The 17,847-nt window shown below is 52.3% G+C and carries 11 protein-coding genes and 2 pseudogenes; all 13 read left to right on the forward strand.

Annotated features, from left to right (window positions below; genetic code table 11):
* Nucleotides 1-212: pseudogene (locus IQ273_RS33790) on the forward strand (IS4 family transposase); the annotation flags it as partial.
* 71 nt (nucleotides 213-283) lie between these two features.
* Nucleotides 284-2,101 (forward strand): Eco57I restriction-modification methylase domain-containing protein, encoded by a 1,818-nt coding sequence (locus IQ273_RS17935; RefSeq protein WP_194024535.1) that lies wholly within the window; start codon nucleotides 284-286, stop codon nucleotides 2,099-2,101.
* Between the two features lie 265 nt (nucleotides 2,102-2,366).
* Nucleotides 2,367-2,600, forward strand: coding sequence for a DUF3892 domain-containing protein (locus IQ273_RS17940; RefSeq protein ID WP_194024536.1), 234 nt, complete (start codon nucleotides 2,367-2,369; stop codon nucleotides 2,598-2,600).
* Between the two features lie 134 nt (nucleotides 2,601-2,734).
* Nucleotides 2,735-4,051, forward strand: coding sequence for an HNH endonuclease (locus IQ273_RS17945; protein ID WP_194024537.1), 1,317 nt, complete (start codon nucleotides 2,735-2,737; stop codon nucleotides 4,049-4,051).
* A 12-nt stretch (nucleotides 4,052-4,063) separates the two neighbouring features.
* A complete protein-coding gene (locus tag IQ273_RS17950) occupies nucleotides 4,064-5,494 on the forward strand; it encodes a hypothetical protein (RefSeq protein ID WP_194024538.1) in 1,431 nt (476 codons plus the stop codon).
* Nucleotides 5,495-5,573: 79 nt separating this feature from the next.
* Nucleotides 5,574-6,485 (forward strand): HipA-like protein, encoded by a 912-nt coding sequence (locus IQ273_RS17955; RefSeq protein WP_194024539.1) that lies wholly within the window; start codon nucleotides 5,574-5,576, stop codon nucleotides 6,483-6,485.
* Nucleotides 6,482-7,249 (forward strand): HIRAN domain-containing protein, encoded by a 768-nt coding sequence (locus IQ273_RS17960; protein ID WP_194024540.1) that lies wholly within the window; start codon nucleotides 6,482-6,484, stop codon nucleotides 7,247-7,249. Before IQ273_RS17955 ends, IQ273_RS17960 begins: the two co-directional genes overlap by 4 nt.
* A gap of 185 nt (nucleotides 7,250-7,434) precedes the next feature.
* The gene (locus IQ273_RS17965) at nucleotides 7,435-9,543 is read left to right on the forward strand and encodes a hypothetical protein (RefSeq protein ID WP_194024541.1); all 2,109 of its coding nucleotides are present in this window, start codon (nucleotides 7,435-7,437) and stop codon (nucleotides 9,541-9,543) included.
* Nucleotides 9,544-9,586: 43 nt separating this feature from the next.
* Entirely contained in the window at nucleotides 9,587-12,742 is a 3,156-nt protein-coding gene (locus tag IQ273_RS17970; RefSeq protein WP_194024542.1) for an SNF2-related protein, read from the forward strand.
* A 22-nt stretch (nucleotides 12,743-12,764) separates the two neighbouring features.
* Entirely contained in the window at nucleotides 12,765-13,646 is an 882-nt protein-coding gene (locus IQ273_RS17975) for a GNAT family N-acetyltransferase (RefSeq protein WP_194024543.1), read from the forward strand.
* A gap of 2 nt (nucleotides 13,647-13,648) precedes the next feature.
* Nucleotides 13,649-14,260 (forward strand): ribonuclease III domain-containing protein, encoded by a 612-nt coding sequence (locus IQ273_RS17980; protein ID WP_194024544.1) that lies wholly within the window; start codon nucleotides 13,649-13,651, stop codon nucleotides 14,258-14,260.
* A gap of 133 nt (nucleotides 14,261-14,393) precedes the next feature.
* Nucleotides 14,394-16,496: a UvrD-helicase domain-containing protein gene (locus IQ273_RS17985; RefSeq protein WP_194024545.1), complete on the forward strand. Its 2,103-nt coding sequence runs from the start codon at nucleotides 14,394-14,396 to the stop codon at nucleotides 16,494-16,496.
* A pseudogene (locus IQ273_RS17990) lies at nucleotides 16,493-17,847 on the forward strand (helicase); the annotation flags it as partial. The gene IQ273_RS17985 and the pseudogene IQ273_RS17990, both read left to right, overlap by 4 nt.

Below are 17,847 nucleotides of genomic sequence, written 5' to 3' on the forward strand. Positions count from 1 at the left end.
GGAGTCGTCTGGATTGGCATGGCGACCGGGGCTTGAGTTTTCTGCAACTCGGTTTGCGGGAACTGGCTCGGCTTTGCTACGAGCGTTTGCCCTTGCCCATCCTCCAAGCCTTGCCTAAGGGCAATCCACCGCCCGCTTGCGCCTCTCAATGCAAGCGAGACGCCCTAGACTGTCGCATTGAGTTCGCTAAGGTCCTCACATTCTCATGGTGAGACTGCCCTAAGTTTTCTGCACCACTAAGGGCGAGGCCCTGGCCCAGGCGGGTAAGACGGGGAACCAGAAGGTGGAAGACTTGGGGGTGCTATCGGGGCTGGTGACGGATGCCCTGGAGGAGCCGGATGAGCAACAGCGGGAAAACAAGCTGCGGCAGATAAGGGAGAAGGCCCAGCGGATGCTGAATGCTGGCAAGCCGGAGGGGCAGCCAACCAGGGAGCCGTTTCATTGGGCGTTGGAGTTTCCCGAGGTGTTTTTGAAGGAGGATGACTCTTGTGGGACAGCCATCTTGGCTATCCAGGCAGGGACAGGCCAGAGGCCCATCCTACAAACCCCTGGCTTCTCCGCCATTGTGGGCAATCCCCCGTTTCAAGGTGGGCAAAAAATCACCGGCACCGTAGGCACCGACTACCGCAACTTCTTGGTGGACTATATCGCTAAAGGCCAACGGGGCAGCGCCGATCTCTGTTCCTACTTCTTCTTAAATGCGGGAAATTTGCTGACCAAAGAAGGCAATTTTGGCTTGGTGGCAACCAATACGATTGCCCAGGGAGATACCCGCGAAGTGGGGCTTGATCAACTGGTAGCCCAGGGCTACACGATCCCCCGCGCGGTGCCCAGTCGCCCCTGGCCGGGGACGGCAGCGCTAGAGGTGGCCTATGTGTGGCTGTATAAAGGGGACTGGCAGCAAAAGTTTGTGTTGAATGAAAATTCGGTGGACGGTATCACTGCTTTTTTGACTGTGCCGGGGAAGGCATTGGGTAAGCCCTATAAATTAGTGGCGAATGAAGGGAAATCGTATATCGGTTCCTATGTTTTGGGTATGGGCTTTGTGCTGGAAGCAAAGGAAGTCCATGCGTTGGTTTCTAAAGATCCCAAAAATAAGGATGTGCTCTTTCCATATCTCAACGGCCAAGATCTGAACAGCAACTCGGATCAGTCTCCCAACCGCTGGGTAATCAATTTTCAAGATTGGCCCTTGGATGCCGACCATGATGATCCCAAGAAGCCAAAAGGCCCACCCTATGCGGCGGATTATCCTGATTGTTTGGATATTATTCAAGAAAGGGTTAAACCTGAGCGAGATAAGTTAACAAACAATGCAACGGCGCTAGATCGAAAGAAAAGATGGTGGCAATTTGCGAGACAAACAATAGCACTTTATGAGGCAATCGCGGAGTGCGATCGGGTTTTAGCTCGTAGCCGTGTCGCAAACATTAACTCTATTGCTTTTGTCCCAACAGATATAGTGATGTCAGAAGCAACAGTTGTATTCAACTTTGAGGACAACAGTGCTTTTGCACTTTTACAAGGAATGGTTCATACAGAATGGCTGACATATCATGCTTCCAGTATGAGGACGGATATTCGCTACACCCCCTCCGACTGCTTTGAAACCTTCCCCTTCCCCGATCGCACCGACACCCTAGAACAAATTGGCGAAACCTACTACACCCATCGCCAAGCAATCATGCAAACCCGCCAAGAAGGGCTCACCAAAACCTACAACCACTTTCACGACCCCACCTGCACCGACCCCGACATCCAAACCCTTCGTGATCTCCACATCCAAATGGATACCGCCGTCGCCGCCGCCTACGGCTGGCATGACCTCCCCCTCAACCACGACTTCCACGACACCAAACAAGGCCTCCGCTTCACCATCAGCGAAGAGGCCCGCCGCGAAGTGCTCGATCGCCTCCTCGCCCTCAACCACCACCGCTACGCCGAAGAAGTCGCCCAAGGGTTACACGACAAGAAAAAAGCCAAAGGCAAAAGTAAAAAGGCAAAAAGCAAACCCGCCTCAGTCGCAGACTCCTCCGGCAAATACACCACCCAAGGCACCCTCTTCGGCGACGACCCCGCCACCCAAGGCGAACTGTTTTAAGCTAAAACCACCCCCATCGAGATACCCACGATGCAGAGCATCGCAACTCTCGAACAAGCCCTCTTCGATCACCTGCGGCAGCAGCTCTCCCCAGAAAAGCAGTAAACGTCTTCGACTGCGTAGATTCGCGACCAACTAGCAAGGGGTAGCCCTACATGTAGCGCTTAATAAAAATTAATATGTGTATATAGCGCCTTTTGCGAATCCTTGACTAGCATGGTACACAAGTTCTTGAAAAGTCCTTGCTCTTACTAGGAGGTCACCTATGACTAACGCACGTAAAATCGTTGATGCGAGAAGCGATAAAGATGGCAATATCAGCCACGTCCTGCTTGAAGGCAATCAAAACTTTACGCCTGTAGATAAGGCGGTCGGTATGGCTGACCAAGGCAAAGTTGAAAATGCCCATGCCGTTCATCCCAAGGTTGGAGATCCGTATCTGAGAAGTAACCCTGACGGAGATACCAAAAACAACTTAGATGAAATGGCAAAAAGCTAAGCGCTTATATTGAGGCTAGACATTAGGCAAAGCAAGGGTAACACACGAGGCTCTGTTTGCTAAGGAAGTCATAATTGGGATGATAGCCATTTTTAATCACTCCTCTCCATATTCAACTACAGGTGGCCTCATCCGTGAGTCGCAAAAGGATTTCAGATAAGGAAATCAAACTACTATGTCTGCAATCAGGAAGAGTATGTGCGTTTCCAAACTGTGGAAAATCGCTGGTTCAGGAAGGAACAGCTTTAGACGATCCTGTTGTTACAGGTGAAATTGCTCACATCGTTGCCTATGAGCCTGGTGGCCCACGGGGAGACCCTAACTTTCCTGAAGATGAGCGCAATAAGCATACTAATTTGATTTTGCTCTGTGGCGATCATCACAAACTGATTGACTCCCAGTTGAATACATATAGCATTCCCGTTTTACGGGAAATGAAAAAAGCTCACGAAACAAGAAGCTCTGAACTCAATCAGTCAAAATCTCCTGAGACTACAGCTAGTTTCATTCAAGATAGCTTACACAGTAGCCTTGTTGCAGTTTCCCATCTTCCCGCTGTAGTGTTTTCGGCCCCTACTGACTACAGCGATCGTCAGGAAAATCAGGTCAAAGAGCAGATTTGCTATCCGGCTGATCCTTGGGAACTAGCTCCTTTCCTCCTGAAAGAAGGCCGTCTCTATACCTTTCATGATCTAAGAGAAGCTGGAAACCCATTCCATTTAGTGACGTCTAATCGGGATATCCAGCAGATACAGACTCAAACACTATGGAATTCCGCAGAGGGAAAACGACGGTATCAAACTCTATTGAATCGTGCGCTCTACAAATTTACCGCTCGACTGGAAATTCGATATGATCCTAACCATCATCGTTATTTCTTTCCAGCTGGCAAAGAAAAGAAGGAGCGAAGCGTTCTCTATCGGCCTTTAAATCAAAAGCAGTCTAAGCGAAAGGTCGCATGGCCAGCGAAAAACAAAGCAACTGGGGAGACTAAAGGTTTTTGGATCCATTTTGCAAGTGCGCTCAAGTTTTATGAAGTAGCACCATTGCAATGGTGCTTGAGCTTACGCCCCGAACGCCACTTTACATCAGATGGATCTACGCCGCTTCCTCCAAAGCAAATTGGTCGTCGCGCAACAAGTATTAAAGCTCGCATGTATAACGATCTTTACTTGGGGGAGGTTCACTTTTGGCGAGACTACCTTAGTCAAGGCAAGCCTCAAATTCTCCTTAACTTTGGCAACCAGTCAGCCATCATCGATACATCACAGCTCCTGTCCTTCAATATTGAGTGGCCCGGAGTTATTGAAGATACGAAGCCGTTTAAGAATCAGGTCGCCACCCATGATCTATTCAGCTATGGCGAATACCTCCAGGCGCTTGAAGGTGAAGACAGCTACTATAAAGATCTGGACGATGAGGAGGATGGTCACATTAATGATGAGGAATAAATTAATACAGTGGTGAGCAAGATTAAACCGCTCGAATTGAATGCTCCTCAACTTTCTGCCCAATTTTTTGATGAGCCAAAACTTCTCTTCGCTGGTGACAGAGAACATAGCGATCCCAAAATTGGTATTGCTCTCTATGGCCCTCGATCGCTCGGCACTAGTCGCCATAAGCAAGAAGTCCATATTGGCTTCATTGGCACTGGCGAAGGTATGGTTGCGGCCAGGAAATTCTATGGAGATCTGACTGATGGCGTTGCTGGAGGTATTGGGCAGATTTCATTTCCTGGATGCAAGCATGATCGAGGTTTTCGCTGCGAACTCCGCATGGATGAAAACCTCTTTGAAGCAATTACTAGAAAAGAAATTCTTGAAGTCCTGAATATCAAGAGTCACAAGGATCGCTTCGAAAGGCTTCTTGGCATTCTGCAAACTAAGCTAGAACTGCTTACGCAGAGAGATTATCCCCTCGACTACATTGTCTTTGTTCCACCAAACGATGTTTTTAGAAAGTGTCGAGTTTTAGACTATCGAGTTAACAAAATCTCCATTCATCGAGATCTGCGACGAGCATTCAAAGCGTTAGCGATGATGTTTCATAAACCGACACAGATCCTTCATGAAACTACGATAGGCCTCGTTGATTCTCGGCGACAACTTGATCACCCCTCTCGTATTGCCTGGAATCTCTTTACCGGTCTCTATTTTAAGGTTGAAGGACTGCCCTGGTCTCCTGTTGGCCTGACGCCAAGCACTTGCTTCATTGGAATTAGCTTCTTCAGACCACTTGGTAGCGTCAATACTCTGCGAAGTAGTGTCGTGCAAGCTTTTGATGAGAACGGGGAAGGGCTAGTTCTCCGTGGCCCGACGTTTCATTGGGATAGCCATCAAGACGGCCAATCTCCACATTTATCTGAAGAAATGGCTCATGAGTTGTTGAAAATGGTACTTGAGCGCTACCGAAGCGAACGACGACAACTTCCCCGCCGGGTTGTCATCCATAAAAGCTCTCGATTTGAGCTAGAAGAGCGATCAGGCTTTGAAAAAGCGCTGTGCGTTTCTGGCGTTGAAGAATACGACTTGGTTTCCCTGCGTATCTCAAACGACGTTCGATTGATTAGGGCTGGGCAGTATCCACCCTTGCGAGGTGCCAGCTTTAATGTGGGGGAAATTTCCTATCTCTACACCACCGGCTATATTCCTGAGTTAGGAGGATATCCGCATGGTCATGTCCCTTCTCCTCTGCAGGTCGCTGACCACATCGGTGATGCTTCTGATTCTCAGATCAAAAAGGAAATTTTGCTCTTAACAAAAATGAATTTCAACACGGCGGATTTTTCAGGTTCATCTCCCATTGATTTGCGATTCTCAAGACAAGTCAGTGAGATTCTCCGCGAAATTCCAACAGACCAAGCGCCTGAGCCAAAGTACAAATATTACATGTAGGGTTATGGACTAGCACCAACCTGTAAAGAGCCCTAGGTGGGTGTTGTACCAGCCTCAAGGATGAGAGTAGTCTGCTGTGATGAGCGATCGCTTCCCCATCATTGAAGTCCCTACCGATGCCGCCCGTGCAGAAGAAGCCATGGGGAGCAAGAGTAAATTCTGGTACAACGACACCAATCTTGGTGATTGTCTGTTCAAACGGTCTCGACCCAATACCGGCGAAGACTGGTCAGAAAAAGTTGCTGCCGAACTCTGCCGACTCCTGGGCTTGCCTCACGCCACCTACGAACTAGCCATCTGGGACGGGCAACTAGGCACCATTTCCCCCAACCTCCTGCCCGACAAGACTGCCCTCGTTCATGGCAACGAGATTCTGTCTGGGCTGGTATCCAGCTATCCCCAGCACGAAAGCTATAACGTATCCCAACACACCCTGTCGTTAGTTCTTAGAGCCGTTAGCCAATCCGGTATCCAACTGCCCCCAAACTGGGAGCCGCCTCCTGGCATTGATAACGCCGTTGCCACATTCATTGGCTACCTCCTGCTCGATGCTTGGATCGGCAACGGCGATCGGCACCACGAAAACTGGGGCTTCGTTGTGCCCTTGCCAGGAGGCATCCCCAAGCTAGCGCCCACCTACGACCATGCCGCCTGCCTAGGCCGAGAGCTACTAGATACAAGGCGGCAGCAACGCCTCGCCCAAAAAACCGTACAAGCCTATGCCAAGAAGTCTCGTTCTGCCTTTTTCCGGCAAGAGGGAGACAGTAAGCCCCTGTTAACGTTCGATGTATTTGCTGCCGTAGCCCGTGACTATGCCAGGTCGGCAGCCCTATGGTTAGACCAGTTGGCCAAAATATCTCCTGGGCAGATTGAAACGCTGCTGCAAAGGATCCCTCAAAGCCGAATCTCCCCATTTGCCCTAGAATTTGCGCACCAAATGCTCGACATTAATAGAAGCAGACTGCTGCGTTTGCGAGAGGAACTGACTTGAAAACCCTGTTTCTAGCTTGGCAAGACCCCAACTCCCGCACCTGGTTTCCCGTGGGGCAGCTTACCCATGAGCATGGGTTGTACCGCTTTAGCTATCTACAAGGGGCCTTGGAGGCTAGAGAGCAAGCCGGGTTTGAACCCATTCTGTCCTTTCCCCAGTTTGACTATAGCTATGTCTCTAGCGACCTATTCCCGCTCTTTGCCAATCGGCTTCTCCGCTCCTCCCGCCCAGAGTACAAAGACTTTATCCAGTGGCTCAACATCCCCGAGCACCAAGACGACCCGATCGCCCTACTAGCCCGCAGCGGCGGCAAGCGCAAAACCGACAACTTTGAAGTCTTCCCCTGCCCAGAGCAAGAGGCCGACGGCAACTACCACATCCATTTTTTCACCCATGGCCTGCGCCATTTCCCAGAGGCCGAACAGCAGCATGTCCAAACCCTGCCGCCCGACACACCCTTGTGGCTGATGCACGACCTGCAAAATCCCTTCGACTCCCGTGCCCTAGTGCTACGTACCGAAGACCGGCATCAGGTTGGCTACTGCCCTCGCTACCTGGCACAAGACCTTTACGAACTCGTCTCTAGCTTCCCAGAACAGGTGAAAGCCAAGGTTGAGCGGGTCAACCCATCACCGACGCCGCTCCAGTTTCGCCTGCTATGTAACCTCACTGCGCCATGGCTAGAAGGCTTTGAACCCTTTTCAAGCCCGAGCTATCACCCTCTTAGCGAGGCACCTGCCACTATGGGCTCTGCGGCAAGCTGATCTAGGCCAGCAACACTTTCCCCTCTGCGATTCACTGGGATAGCCTCTCTGTACAGCCAGTTATTTGTTACGAGGGTTACAGGGATTCCTGAGACCGCCTTTTGACACTGAATAACAATGGAATGGGAACAATCACGTAGTGCCCTGTTCCCGATTGCCGCAATGACCTACCACCTCAATATCCTATGCCGCTGAATCGCCAACGACTCCTGCGCTACGCGGAATATGCCGCTGTCTCAGCCTCAGTCGCGGGTGCGATCGCGGCAGTCGCCACCCGGCAGGTCATCTACGGTGTCGCCCCTCTGTCAGTAGCGGCTGCTCTAAACCTCGCCAGCCGCCGCCAGTGGGAACATCAAATCGAGCAACGGCTAACCCAAACCACAACCCAGGTTGGGCAGCACTTTGATCGCCTCAGCCAGCGCAATAAACTTATCGAGCAGCGTCTCAGGTCGCTACCCGAGCAACCAGCAGCCGACTCACCCCAAGACAACGACCGACAAGCCCTCAGAGAAGACAGCTCACGGCTTATTCAGGCGCTTACTGATGACATCCAAGGTTTGCGGCAAAGCGTAGCTCAGCAGGCCACCCGCTCTAGCCTAGAATCCGTCAGTGCAGAACTGCACCGGCTACAGCAATCCTTAGCGGCCCTCGAAGCTCTCAACCTTGAGAATCGCTTACAGGCGCTAGAGCAACTGCCGCCAGAGCAGCAGCCTGTTGTAGATGGCTGGTCTCTACCCATCGCGCAGCTCAACACCGACCTCAACCAGCTCAGAGCAGACTTCACCCAGCTCCGCCGCGACGTTGCTCGGTTGGAAGCGCTCTTTAGAGACTTTCCTCCAGCACCTCAAGAGACTGTAGAGCCCCCTGCTGGTGATCAGCCCTCTAGCGATTTTCAGTGGGTTCCTCCTCAGCTACCATCGGCGCAAGACTTTACCCTCGAAATCAACCTGGGCATCGACTTCGGTACTGGGTTTACCAAGGTCTGTTTTCGAGATCTAGCCAGCGATCGTTCAGAAATCGTCACCTTTACAAAAACGGACGAGGCAGACCTAGAACAGGCTCTGCTCTGTACCAAAGTCGCTATCTTAAATGACGGCACCTTACTAACGGGTCTCACAGCTACCGAGTGGGCTGAGAGCAAGCAGCCCATTCAGAAAACAATAGAGTTTATCAAAATGCGCCTAGCTCATCTCGACCTGCCCGAGAAGGCCGAATGGCGTCTAGACCAAGTTCCTGAACTCGATGATCCAGAAACCGTAGAAAATATCTGCGCTTACTTCCTCAGCACCGTGATCACTCGTGCTCAAGAATGGATTCAGCAAAACCGGGCTGATTTATTTATCAACCAGACCACCCGCTGGAGTCTGAATACCGGCGTTCCGGTAGAATACTGCGACTCTCCTGCTTTGGCTCGTTTTCAACGAGTACTCTCGCTGGCATGGTTGTTGGTGAATACTCCATCATCTCAGCAGTCACTAACCATCAACTCCCTAAACCAGCTCGGCACCTACTTGCGTCAGTGGATACAGCAAAACGAAGACATGCCTCTGGATTGTTTTGCAAACCCTGAGATTACAGCCGCCCTCTGGTCATTCCTTAGCTCTCGTGAGGTCAAAGATGGAAAGTTTTACACCTTTTTCGATTTTGGCGATGGCACCCTAGATGGCACCGCCTTCCGATTCTGGCGGGAAGAAGGTGAGCTCAAATTAGACTTTTATATAGGTCAGGTGCGCCCTTTAGGGGTTACTGCCTTTACCCAACAGACCGCTTCAGAATTACAGACGACCCCAGTGGCTGTTCGTCAAGCGCTTCTAAACTGGCAGTTAGAGGCAGAACATGATTTGCATAACGATATCAATGGGAGCCAAACCCGGCACCACATTAAGCAACTTGTGGGTACTGTTGTGATTGGGGGTAAAGAAAAGCATAAGGCTAACCGTCGATTAGTCGCTAGAGATGAGCTAGGCGATCAACTGGATGTCTTCGTTGGCGGAGGAGGCGGTCACAATCCATTTCTTCAGGGCACAGTAGAGGTAACCCATAGAGATTTTAATCATATAAATTCTGGAGTTCCTCCCTACCGAATTAGACGCATTCCAGTGCCTGATAAGCTATCAACAAATGGTTTAGATCCTAGAGAATTTCACCGCTTCGCAGTGGCCTATGGACTTTGTATTCCCGCATGGGAAGGCCCTGAAATTCGGCTCCCCAGTGAAGTTGAGTCTAATGAAAATCCATCATTGCGCTGGCCCGACCGTGAGACAAGGCATGACGATATGAAGGATGTGACGTAGAACTACGCCGCCGTTCAGTGGTTTGAAGTCCAGCTCACATATCATGTCGAATCAAAACATACCATCTGAATCTACTGGCGGTTGGAACCCTGAAATAGCGGGCCAAGAGGTCAGAATACGGTCGAACCCAGGGCAGCGAGGGCTCACCACTGGAAGGGTTCGTCAGGCTGGGACACGCCTCTTAGTGCAGGTTCAGTTTGGGCCAAATGAAAAGGTTTATAAACCGGAGAACCTACTTGAACTCTGTGGTGATGATGACAGCATTGGCTCACTCCTCAAGCAAAAGCGATTTGGTGGCCCAGACGATCTCAGACGCATCCTTACCTTTGAGAAAATCAAGGGTCAGCTAACCAATATTTTCTACAGCATGGAGGCCAGCCAAACTGACTTCTATGCTCACCAGTTCAAGCCGATACTCAAGTTTCTCAACTCACCCGTCGGTCGGCTACTGATTGCCGATGAGGTTGGCCTGGGTAAAACCATTGAGGCCATGTACATCTGGAAAGAACTCCAGGCTCGCGCCGACGCTAGACGACTACTGATTGTCTGCCCAGCTATGCTGCGCCAAAAGTGGCAAGATGATCTCCGTCAGCGATTTAACATCTTCGCTGATATTGTCGATGCTAAGGAACTGCTTAGCAGGGCTAGAGCCTGCTTAGAGACTCAGAAAGCTCAGCCGTTTGCCTGTATCGCTAGTCTAGAGGGGCTACGCCCAGGCCGTAACTGGGAAGAACAAACGGTGACTAACTCCCGAGCAGAGTTGGCTAGACTGCTGGATGCCAACCCTGCCACCAACGACTTTGGCATCTTTGACCTAGCCATTTTTGACGAAGCTCACTATCTGAGAAATTCCAGTACCGCCAGCAACCGCATTAGCCGCCTGATCCGCGATGCCTCACGCCATCTTGTACTGCTAACTGCTACCCCTGTTCAGGTTCACAGCACAAACTTATACCAACTTCTCCAAATTATCAGCCCTGATGATTTCTTTGATGAGATGGTTTTTGACAATATGCTCGAAGCGAATAATCCCATTATTCGCGCTTTACGATTTCTGTGGACTAACCCACCCAAGATCAAACAAGCCAAGGCTGAGCTTGAAACAGCCATAGCATCACAGTATCTGACTGATAATCGCCTGCTCCAGTTTGTGCGCGAAGCTTTGCTAGAGACAGAAGACCTGAATGAAGAGCAGCGGGTTGATTTAGGCTACAAGCTCGAAAAGGTATCGTTACTGGGACAGTACATTACCCGAAGCCGAAAGCGCGATGTTATACCCAACCGAGTGCAGCGAGAGCCACAGACCCTAACCGTTAGATTTTCACCATTAGAAAAAGAAATTTACGATCACATAACTGGGCAGATTAAACAGCAAACCAAAGGTAAGCGCGGCGTATCGGTATTTAGACTAATCTCCCGTCAGCGCCAGATGGCAAGCTGTATGGTAGCCGCACTAGAATCTTGGCTTCAAGATGGAGTATTAGACGATTTAGTCAATGAATCCCTCTGGGAAGACTTTGGCATCTCATCTGAATCAGGAGATGAAACATCTACCGAGTTATCCCATGGCCTTGGCTCGCCACTGCTAAGCAGGAGCAATATCAGTAAGCTAGAGCAGCAGGACGGCAAATATCGAGAGCTGCAAAAGTTTTTGAAAAATGAGCTGCAAAAAAACAAAAACGAAAAGTTTGTGATTTTTGCCTATTTCAGAGGAACGCTCAAATACTTGCAGCGACGACTAGAAGCTGATGGTGTTTTCACTAGCTTGATTATGGGAGACATGGGAGACTCTAAATGGGATGTGGTCAAAGCCTTTCGTGAGGATCACGGCCCCTCAGTCTTGTTATCCTCTGAAGTAGGTAGCGAAGGGATCGACCTTCAACACTGCCGTTTCTTGGTGAACTATGATTTGCCCTGGAATCCAATGAAGGTTGAGCAAAGAATTGGTCGCCTTGATCGCTTAGGACAAAAAGCAGATCGTATCTCTATTATTAACTTTAGCTTGGTTGATACAGTAGAAGAAAAAATTCTAGAGCGACTCTATGAGCGAATCAATATTTTCCAAGAAAGCGTTGGCGATCTGGAAAATATTTTGGGAGAAATGACCGAACAGCTGCTGGTGCAGCTGTTTGACGCTAACCTTACTGAAGAAGAACAGGAACAAAGAGCCCAACAAACGGTGATGGCGCTTTTGAAAGAGCGCACCTTGCAAGATGAGCTGGAAACAGAAGCTATTAATATGTTGGCTTTCTCAGATCATATTTTACGCTCCATCACCGATAGTCGAGATCAAGGGCGCTGGCTACAACCCGAGGAAGTTCGCGCTTTTGTCGAGGATTGTTTTTCGCGGTATTACCCCGGCACCGTGATTGCTCCAAAATCAGGGCAAGATCATCTCTATGAGATAACGCTCTCTGAAGATGCCAAGGTTGACCTCCAACTATTTCTCAATCAGCATCGCTGTGCAACCCCAACTAAGCTTCATATTTCAAGTACTCCTGTTAGCTGCTTTTTCGACCCTAAAATTGCGGGCACCATGGGTAAGCGCAATGAGTTGCTCGACGCCACCCATCCCCTCATCCTTTGGATTCGCCACCGCTACGAAACGGCAGCGCAGAAACTCCATCCTGTTTCTGCAACTCGGATTGATGACCAAACGATAGGGCTACCCCCTGGTCTCTATGTTTATGCCGCCCACCGCTGGACGTTCACCGGGCTCAAAACCGAGAGCCAAATTGCCTATAAAGTAGCCCGATTTAGCGATGGTGATTTGCTCTCCGATCAAGTCTCGGAAGCGGTGCTAACAGCGATCATGCAGCAGGGCCATCCTAAGTCAAATGCTCAGAACTTTATTGATGATACTGACCGAGTTCTAGCCTTGCACCAGCAGTGCGAGGATGTTCTTGAAGATAACTTTGGCAAAGCCCTTGAGGAGTTCGACGTCGAAAATCAGAATCGCTGCGATGTTCAGGAGCGGAGTGCCCGATCCTTCGCTGAGCGCAAGCAGGGCGAGCTAAAGGAACGTATTCAGCGATTTAGGGAGGCCGGTAAGACTCAAATTATTCCTGCGACAGAGGGGCAGCTTAGAAAGGTGACCCGAGAGCTAGAGGTAAAACTCAAGAGCATTCAGGAAAAACGCGAAGGCAGTACCTTTGAGCAGGTGCAGCTTGCCTCGGGCGTTATTTTTGTAGAAGCTTAGGGCTCAAAAGTTTACAAAGGTGGTGACAATTATTCCTCTAGACAGCCGCCACATCCGCCCTGCCCAAACCAGCGACAAAGCGCCGATTCTCGCCTTTTGCCAGCACACCTGGGACGACGAAGCCGACTACATCCCCGATGTATGGGATGTCTGGTTCGCCGACCCCACCGGCCACATCTTGGTCGCCGATCGCGATGGCCAGCCCGTCGGCATGACCCGCCTCGTGCAACTCTCTGCCACCGAAGGCTGGTGGGAAGCGCTGCGGGTCGATCGCGACTTTCGCCGCCAGGGCATTGGCCACCAGCTCACCCAGTCCACCCTGTCCCTATCCCAGTCCCTAGGCCTCACCGCCCTACGTACCTGCGTCAGCCTTACCAATGCCTCCATGCACCCCTTTATGCAGCACTGGGGCTTCAGCCCCCTGGACGACTTTGCCGTCCACCGTGCCGCTGCCAGCAATGGTGCGCCTACAGCCTTGCGGCTGCTGGGGGAAGATGACTGCGATCGCGCCTGGGCCGCCATTAATAGTTTTGTCGCTGAAGAGCGCGATCGTCTCTTTGTCGCTCGTGGCGCAAAATGGCAATCCATCACCCCTGCCAACCTTGCCCAGCGCCTTGCCCAAGGCTGGGTCTGGGGCTGTTTCGAGGGCGCTATCCTGGTCAGCCTATTCATCCGTAGCTACATGGAAAGCCCTGACGGCACCCTTTGGATCGGCTGGCTAGGTGGTACGGCCTCTGGGCTACAGGTAGCACTCAACGACATGCCCAATCTGGCCTATCAGCTAGGGTTTAAGGCCGTTGGCGGTTTCTTGCCTCAGCGGGAACCCTTACAACAACTACTCAGCGCCACAGACTACCGATTTGCTGATTCCAGCGTTTATCGACTTTATACCCAGGACTCATAGCGATGCCCAGCAGAAATATCAAATGCGAAGAGGCTAAGCGTGCGATCGCATTTCCCGGCTTCCACAGTGACGACCTGCTTGAAATTGCCCTCACCGATCCCTGCACCCTCAATGAGATGAATCTCCCTAGGGCAGAACAAGATCGCATCAAACGCAAATACCGCACCCTGGCTTTCATGGGCGATGCGCTAATCGACACCATCCTAGCCGACTACCTGTATGGCACTGGCCGAGAATTTGAGCGAGAGGAGTTAGATGACTACCGGAAGGCGATCGCCGATCGCCTCTCTCTCACTGACTTTGCCATTGAGCTGGGTCTACCTGACTTCAGCTCCTCCTGGAATCGCAAGAACCGTAAACCGCCTGAGGAAGAATTCGGCACCTGGGGGGAGATGTTCGAAGCCGTGGTGGGCGTGCTGTTTTTAGACGCCGACAGAGATTTTGACAAAGTGGCGCAGTGGTTGTGCGATCGCTTCCTTCGCGCCGCTGTCGAAGCCTATGAAGATGACGAAGACTACGAACTCGACGATGACGAAGACCCAACGTTAGTCACCTCCGAGGACTACGCTGAGATGATGGGGCTTTCCGAATCCGATGGCGTCTCCTTTACTTGAGCGATCGCGCTAAACCCTCAGTTAAAGGCTAGATAAAGAAAACTAGGGGTTTAGCTCCACCACTGGGAACCTTAAGCACAATGGCAACCGACGGCCTGATCGAGGCTTTCTACCAACACGGCCCTAAAATTTCATGGCAGATACCTGGCTCATCACCCAAAAGCCCTCCTTCATGACCGAATGGATGGGGCTACCGCCCAAAGAAAGCCACCAGGTACTCGAAAAAATCAACCTGCTGCTGCAAGACCCTACCCCCGACGCCAAAGTTAAAAAGCAGCTCAAACATATGGGTGGCAAGCTCCACCGCCTGCGGGCTGGGCGCTACCGCATCTTCTACACCTTCGAGCACCCCTACGTCAGCCTGCTCGCCCTCCGCAAACGCGACGACGACACCTACGACGACGATATCGATGCAGAGTTCTTGGGCGGGCTAGACCCCGACTTAACCGGCGTTAGCCAACCCCAACAGCCCAACTGGGAAAAAATCTTTGCGCCTCAAGCAGCTCCTAAAACCCCTCTGCCAGAACCCATCACCGCCGACCTGCTGAAGCGCCTGCGCATCCCCGAAGTCTGCCACCCCCGCCTACTCCCGATTCAAGACCGCGAGACCCTATTCGATTGCCCCGGCATCCCCGACGACATCATCCTCAAACTCGACGAATACCTGTTTGAGCGCCCCTTAGTGGAAGTGCTTCAACAGCCGGACTTCATCGCCCAAGACACCGCCGACCTATTACGATTCAAAGAAGGCGACCTGCTGGGCTTCTTGCTCAAGCTCAACCCTGAGCAAGAAAAATTTGTTACCTGGGCCGCCAATGCCAAAGGCCCCACCCTGCTCAAAGGTGGCCCCGGCACCGGCAAAAGCACCGTCGCCCTCTACCGCACCCGCGAAATTCTCCACCAGCTCAAAGCTGCCGGGGTCGAGTCTCCCCGTATTCTCTTCACCACCTACACCAATGCCCTGGTCACCTTCAGCCAGCAACTGTTAAAGCAGCTTCTGGGCGATGACCTGCGCCATGTGGAAGTCAAAACTGCCGATAAGAAGATTGGGGCTTTAGTTCGTAGTGCGACTGGAAAACCAAACATTGTCGATGACCGAGATCTGAAGCAAATTCTGGCAAAGGTGATGGATGCTGTGATGGCATCCTTACCTGGCAATCCGCTCCAGCAGAAGGCTCAGAAACTCATCCTGGAGCGGCTAACCCCCGATTACTTGCTTGAAGAAATCGGCAGCATTATCGAGAGTCGGGAGCTAACCACCCTGGAAGAGTACCAGGCCACCTCACGGGCCGGGCGCATGGTGCCCCTGAATCGGGTGCAGCGGCAGGCAATCTGGCATTTACGGGAACACATTAACCAGCACCTCGCCGCCCAGGGGTTAGAAACTTGGGAACAGCTCCACAGCCGAGGCGCAGACCTGCTGCGCACCCTGGAGAACCCACCCGTCTACGATGCCGTGATTGTGGATGAAGCCCAGGATTTACCGCCAAACACCCTGCGCTTTTTGGTGCAGCTCTGTAAAGCCCCCAACCGGCTATTTATCACCGCCGATGCCAACCAGTCCATCTACGGCAGCAGCTTCCGGTGGGGCGATGTTCACAGCGACCTCAAGTTCGTAGGCCGCACCGGCATCCTGCGCACAAACCACCGCACCACCCGCGAAATTGACGAAGCCGCCCACGGCTATCTCCAGGTCGGCCTCCTCGACGACGAACCCATTGAGCGCCAGTACATTAACTACGGCCCACCCCCAGCGGTGCGAGCGGTGGCAGACACCGCCGCAGAAGGGCAGCTCCTGGCCCAGTTTTGCCGTATGGCCGCCAGAGAGTTTCGCCTAGGCATCGACGCCTGCGCCATCCTCACCCCCAGCGAGCGCTCTGGGAAAGACATCGCCGGGCAGCTCAGCTATTTGGGCCTCGAAGCGACCTTCATGGGCAGCAAAGAGCTAGACCTGACCAAGACCGGCGTTAAGGTGCTGACGCTGAAGGCGGCTAAGGGACTGGAATTTCCGATTGTGGCGATCGCTGGTTTCATCGGCAGTCGTTTCCCCTACATACCCAAAGCCACCCCCGAAGAAGCTGCCCAGGAAATTCTCACTCGCGAACGGCGTACTCTGTTTGTGGGCATGACCCGCGCCATGCGGGCTTTACTGGTGGTAGTCCCTGAAAAGAAACCCTCGGTTTTGCTGCAAGGCTTTGACGAATCGCTCTGGAATTTAGGTAAGACGACAGCATGACGGTCATCAAGCTTCCATCTGTGCTTCCTGGCGATCTCGACTTGAAAGCGATTAACCAGCAGTTGCGAGAACGTACGGCTCAGCTCGACTGGAGCGCTGTCATTTCTGCCCCGACAGCAGCGCTGTCGGTTCTACTCGATGGGCTCGATCCGTCGGATGATGCCGAGGCGCTAGGCTTTGAGGGGGCGATCGCCGACACCATCATCCAAGACATCATCGCCTACTTCAACCAGCGTCCAGCGTTGCCTAAGCCCCAAAAGTCTGCTCAAAAAAAGCCTCAGGCCCAGCAGCCAGAAGTTTGGGAACAGTCTGGAGCAGCCCCAGACTCGCCAGAAGTTCCTGATCCAGTGGAAGAAAGCGGTTTCTATACGACCGAAGACGAGGCAGACAATTCCCCTGAAGACAAGGTCAGTCAGGATGACGATCGCGTGCTCAAAACCGCAACGTCCTTTGAGATTCGCCAGCAGCTAGAGGAGCGCATTCTCAAGGATTTACTCGGCCCGGCTGGAGGCGAGTACGAGGAAATTGACGAAGGGCGGGTGAGCGATCGCTACTTGGTCGGTCTAGTTGCCCCCCTCCACCGCCGCAAACGCCAGGATGCCGCCACCACTGCCACTGACTCAGCCCAAGATCTCACAGGACGCCCTGGCACCGTCGATGAAGGCCCCGAGCAGCGGGATGGCCTCCCCATTGCCGGTAACGACACCGCAGAAGATGGCAGCACCGAAGCCGGTAATGCTGTGGCTGAGAGCATGTTCCCCTCGTCCCTGGGCCTGACCTTCTGTGTCAGTGGGGAGGCGAAGACCATTCAGGTGACAGCCGGGTGGGGACAGTACGAGCGCGATCGCAGTCAGACCCTCACCACCGAAGCGGGCAATGCCAAAACGGTCTGGAAGCGCATCCCCATTCGTAGTCAGTCTCAGCCCATTCCTCTCCAGCCTGGCCCCTTAGAAGACTGGCAAATCCACCCCGACTATGGTGTGTTTGTCCGGGGGCAGATCCGACGGCAAGACAACGACTGGATTGTCAGTCTGTTTTTAGTCAACGGTCAGACTGAATACGAAACTAACCCTGACCAAAGCTGGCTGTTTCAGCCTGAGCTAAAGGTCAAGTCTGGAGATGCCAGCGACCCCGAAATTTTTATCAAACGCGCCCCTGTTCGCCACGCCGATCACAAGCTCGACCCCCTCTTCTACGCCGAAGAGCAGGACATGAAGATGCTCTACCGCAAGCAGGTGGAGTTTGCCGTGGGCCACGGGGTGGGTGTCCACGCCACCGTTGCCGATCAGACACCCATGCGGGCGATCGCTCTAGAAACCCGCGTCGTTCCGGCCTACGAGGTGCCTAAGAC

This window comes from Nodosilinea sp. LEGE 07298 (assembly GCF_015207265.1).
In the GTDB taxonomy this organism is placed as follows: Bacteria; Cyanobacteriota; Cyanobacteriia; order Phormidesmidales; family Phormidesmidaceae; genus Nodosilinea.